This is a genomic window from Burkholderia sp. E168m23 (assembly GCF_016586125.1).
GTDB lineage: Bacteria > Pseudomonadota > Gammaproteobacteria > Burkholderiales > Burkholderiaceae > Burkholderia > Burkholderia orbicola.
On sequence record NZ_BCPP01000685.1, the window covers coordinates 1 to 3970 of the forward strand.

Below are 3970 nucleotides of genomic sequence, written 5' to 3' on the forward strand. Positions count from 1 at the left end.
CAGCGCGGCGGACGTCTGGTTCTCGACCCAGCCGAATGCGTACGCGGCGAGCGTCGCGTCGGCGCCGGCGTCGTGAGCGGCAGCCGCGTACGCGAACGCGGTCGGCAGCGCGATCGGCGACAGCGACGCGAGCGTCGCGCGGCGTGTGGCGTCGCCCCATTCGAGCGATGCGCACAGCTGCGCGAGCGACCAGCCCATCTGTTCGGTTTCGCGGCGCAGCTCGGCCGATTCCCGGCTCGCGACGAACCAGGCATTTTCGGCGGCGAGCGCATGCGTGTCGTGTGTTTGCCAGCGGGCGAGCTGGTGCGCGAGGAACGGCAGTTCGCCGTGCGCGAGCACGTCGGTCAGGCCGCTCGCGATCCAGTCGCGCGCGGAATCGGCGTCGCGGATCAGGTTCGCGTCGAGCGCGGCTTCGAGGCCCTGCGAATAGCTGTACGCGCCAATCGGCAAAGCCGGCGACGCGAGGTGCAGCAGCGCGACGAGTTCAGTGGTGGTCATGACCGTGGTGGCCGTGCGTACAGCCGGGACCATGCTGATGATCGTGATCGTGATCGTGCGAATGCGCATGCCCGTGGTGTTCGCCGAACACCTGTTGCGCAAGCGCATAATCCTCGGCGAACGTTGCGTCGTGCCCGTGTTTGTGGCCACCGCCGTACGCACCGGCTTCCGGCTGGAACGGTGCATGCGTTTCCTCGACCTGCGTGCCGAGCCGGCGCAGCATGTCCGCGAGCACCGGATCGGCCTCGAGCTTCAGGTAGCCGTCGCCGATCTCGATCGGCGTGTGACGGTTGCCGAGGTGGTATGCGGCGCGCATCAGCGTGAGCGGGTCGGCTGCGCGCACGAGCAGCACGGTTTCGGGGGCCGCCGCGATACGCACGAGCGCACCGTCGTCGGCGACGAGCACGTCGCCGTCGCGCAGCACGGTGCCGCGCGGCAGCAGCACCGCGACGTCCTCGCCGGTGTCGAGCGTCGCCGCGAGGCGGCTCTTGCAGCGGGCATCATAGGCGAGCGTGAGCGTCGGCGCGCGAGCCACGAGCGACGCGGCGAGTTTCACGTTCGGGGCAATACGTTTGTCGAGGGTACGCATGAAACTGGGGATTCCGGATCAGAACAGGAAATAGCGCTGCGCCATCGGCAGCACCGTCGCCGGTTCGCAGGTGAGCAACTGGCCGTCGGCGATCACGTCGTAGGTTTCCGGATCGACGCTGATCGACGGACGCCATGCGTTGTGGATCATGTCGGCCTTCGTCACGTTGCGGCAATTGCGCACCGGCACGATCCGCTTCGCGAGCCCATAGCGCTCCGCGATGCCTGCATCGGCCGCCATCTGCGACACGAAGGTCAGCGACGTGCGCGCGAGCGCCCCGCCGCGCGTCGCGAACATCTCGCGATAGTGGACCGGCTGCGGCGTCGGGATCGACGCGTTCGGGTCGCCCATCTGCGCGAGGGCAATCATCCCGCCCTTGAGGATCATCGACGGCTTGATCCCGAAGAACGCGGGCTCCCACAACACGAGGTCGGCCCACTTGCCGGGCTCGATCGAGCCGACTTCATGTGCGATGCCGTGCGTGAGCGCCGGGTTGATCGTGTACTTCGCGACGTAGCGCTTCGCGCGGAAGTTGTCGTTGCGCGCGGTGTCCTCCGGCAGCGCGCCGCGCTGCACCTTCATCTTGTGCGCGGTCTGCCAGGTGCGGATGATCACTTCGCCGACGCGGCCCATCGCCTGCGAATCGGACGACAGCATCGACAGCGCGCCGAGATCGTGCAGGATGTCCTCGGCCGCGATCGTCTCGCGACGAATGCGCGATTCGGCGAACGCGAGATCCTCGGCGATCGACGGATCGAGGTGATGGCACACCATCAGCATGTCGAGATGCTCGTCGAGCGTGTTGATCGTGTACGGGCGCGTCGGATTGGTCGACGACGGCAGCACGTTCATCTCGCCGCACACCTTCAGGATGTCGGGCGCGTGGCCGCCGCCTGCACCTTCAGTGTGGTACGTGTGGATCGTGCGCCCCTTGAACGCGGCGACCGTCGATTCGACGAAGCCGGCCTCGTTCAGCGTGTCCGTGTGGATCGCGACCTGCGTGTCGGTGTCGTCGGCCACCGACAGGCAGTTGTCGATCGCGGCGGGCGTCGTGCCCCAGTCCTCGTGCAGCTTCAGCCCGATCGCGCCGGCCGCAATCTGCTCGACGAGCGGCTGCGGCAGGCTCGCGTTGCCCTTGCCGAGAAAGCCGAGGTTGATCGGCCAGCCGTCGGCGGCCTGCAGCATCCGCTCCATGTGCCACGGGCCCGGCGTGCAGGTCGTCGCGTTGGTGCCGGTGGCCGGCCCCGTGCCCCCGCCGAGCATTGTCGTGACGCCCGACGCGAGCGCCTCGTCGATCTGCTGCGGGCTGATGAAGTGGATGTGCGTGTCGATGCCGCCCGCGGTCACGATCAGCCCTTCGCCGGCGATCACTTCGGTCGCGGCGCCGATCGCGATCGTCACGCCCGGCTGGATGTCGGGGTTGCCGGCCTTGCCGATCGCCGCGATGCGGCCGTGCTTGATCGCGATGTCGGCCTTCACGATGCCCCAGTGATCGAGGATCACCGCGTTCGTGATGACGGTATCGGGCACGTCGGCGGCCACGCGCTGCGACTGGCCCATCCCGTCGCGGATCACCTTCCCGCCACCGAACTTCACTTCCTCGCCGTACGTGGTGAAGTCGCGTTCGATCTCGATCAGCAGTTCGGTATCGGCGAGCCGGACGCGGTCGCCCGTCGTCGGCCCGAACATTTCCGCGTACGCGCGGCGGCTCAAGCGTAGTGTCATGTGCTGTTCCTGAAGAGCGGGGCGCGGCTTACAGCGGCCCCATCACCTTGCCCTGAAAACCGTAGACGGCGCGATCGCCCGCGAGGGCGACGAGCTCGACGGTGCGCGTCTGGCCCGGCTCGAAGCGCACGGCCGTGCCGGCCGCGATGTTGAGCCGGAAGCCGCGCGCGGCCGCGCGGTCGAACGACAGCGCGTCGTTGACCTCGAAGAAGTGGTAGTGCGAGCCGACCTGCACCGGGCGGTCGCCGGTGTTCGCGACGACGAGCGACAGCGTCGCGCGGCCCGCGTTCAGTTCGTGTTCGCCATCGTCGGTGAGGATTTCGCCGGGGATCATGCGGGGCCTCACGGAATCGGGTGGTGGACGGTCACGAGCTTCGTGCCGTCGGGGAAGGTCGCCTCGACCTGGATGTCGGGAATCATTTCCGGCACGCCGTCCATCACGTCGTCGCGCGTGAGCAGCGTCGTGCCGTAGTGCATCACTTCGGCCACGGTCTTGCCGTCGCGCGCGGCTTCCATCAGCGCCGCGGTGATGAAGGCCACCGCCTCCGGATAGTTGAGCTTCAGGCCGCGCGCGCGGCGGCGTTCGGCGAGCAGCGCCGCCGTGAAGATCAGCAGCTTGTCCTTTTCGCGGGGAGTCAGTTTCATGAAGGCAGGCGTTCAGGAAAACGTAATTTTTATCGGTGCGCATGCGACCGGGCAGGGGTGCGGATCATCGTAGCACCGCGCTGTTTTGCGTGCGTCGTGTATCACTTATGTAAGCAGCAAGGTGCGTGCCATGTGCATCCGACGTGCCTTCATGCGCGTTCGTGGTGCGTGATGCATGGCGAGCGTGCGGCGTGTGGGGTGACGTTGCGCCGAAACGGTGCGTGATGCGCGCGCGGTCAGGTTTGCCAGAGACGCAGCGGCCGTGCGTCGATGCCATGCACGATCGGCCGCAACTGCAGCCAGCAGTCGGTGAAGTGGCGCTGCAACGCTTCCATCGACGTCGACATCGCGCGCACCAGCACGACGCCGGGCGTCACGCAGGTGGCGCCCGCGCGCAGCGTGTCGTCGAACGGCATGCGCGCGGCGAGCGCTTCGGCGAGCGCGGCGTCGCATGCAGCGCCGGCCGCCCACAGCGTGCCGTAGGCAGGAAAGCCGGCGAGGCCTTGCAGCGCG

At 68.0% G+C, this 3970-nt stretch carries 5 protein-coding genes and 1 pseudogene; all 6 read right to left on the bottom strand.

Going from position 1 to position 3970, the window contains the following annotated elements:
- The coding region (locus JMF90_RS27440; protein ID WP_201325668.1) for an urease accessory protein UreF at positions 1–498 on the bottom strand (498 nt) is incomplete at its 3' end.
- Positions 485–1087, bottom strand: coding sequence for an urease accessory protein UreE (gene ureE / locus JMF90_RS27445; protein WP_175809014.1), 603 nt, complete (start codon positions 1085–1087; stop codon positions 485–487). The genes ureE and JMF90_RS27440, both read right to left, overlap by 14 nt.
- An 18-nt stretch (positions 1088–1105) precedes the next feature.
- Positions 1106–2812: an urease subunit alpha gene (ureC, locus tag JMF90_RS27450; RefSeq protein ID WP_006491061.1), complete on the bottom strand. Its 1707-nt coding sequence runs from the start codon at positions 2810–2812 to the stop codon at positions 1106–1108.
- Between the two features lie 28 nt (positions 2813–2840).
- Positions 2841–3146, bottom strand: a complete 306-nt coding sequence (locus tag JMF90_RS27455) for an urease subunit beta (protein ID WP_040126797.1) — start codon at positions 3144–3146, stop codon at positions 2841–2843.
- 8 nt (positions 3147–3154) lie between these two features.
- A complete protein-coding gene (ureA, locus tag JMF90_RS27460) occupies positions 3155–3457 on the bottom strand; it encodes an urease subunit gamma (RefSeq protein WP_006406310.1) in 303 nt (100 codons plus the stop codon).
- A gap of 236 nt (positions 3458–3693) precedes the next feature.
- Positions 3694–3970 (bottom strand): annotated as a pseudogene (locus JMF90_RS27465) (urease accessory protein UreD); the annotation flags it as partial.

What these genes read in the sequence shown, in the direction of transcription:
- ureE (WP_175809014.1), bottom strand. Translation starts at nt 1,087, where the DNA reads ATGCGTACCCTCGACAAACGTATTGCCCCGAACGTGAAACTCGCCGCG.
- ureC (WP_006491061.1), bottom strand. Translation starts at nt 2,812, where the DNA reads ATGACACTACGCTTGAGCCGCCGCGCGTACGCGGAAATGTTCGGGCCG.
- JMF90_RS27455 (WP_040126797.1), bottom strand. Translation starts at nt 3,146, where the DNA reads ATGATCCCCGGCGAAATCCTCACCGACGATGGCGAACACGAACTGAAC.
- ureA (WP_006406310.1), bottom strand. Translation starts at nt 3,457, where the DNA reads ATGAAACTGACTCCCCGCGAAAAGGACAAGCTGCTGATCTTCACGGCG.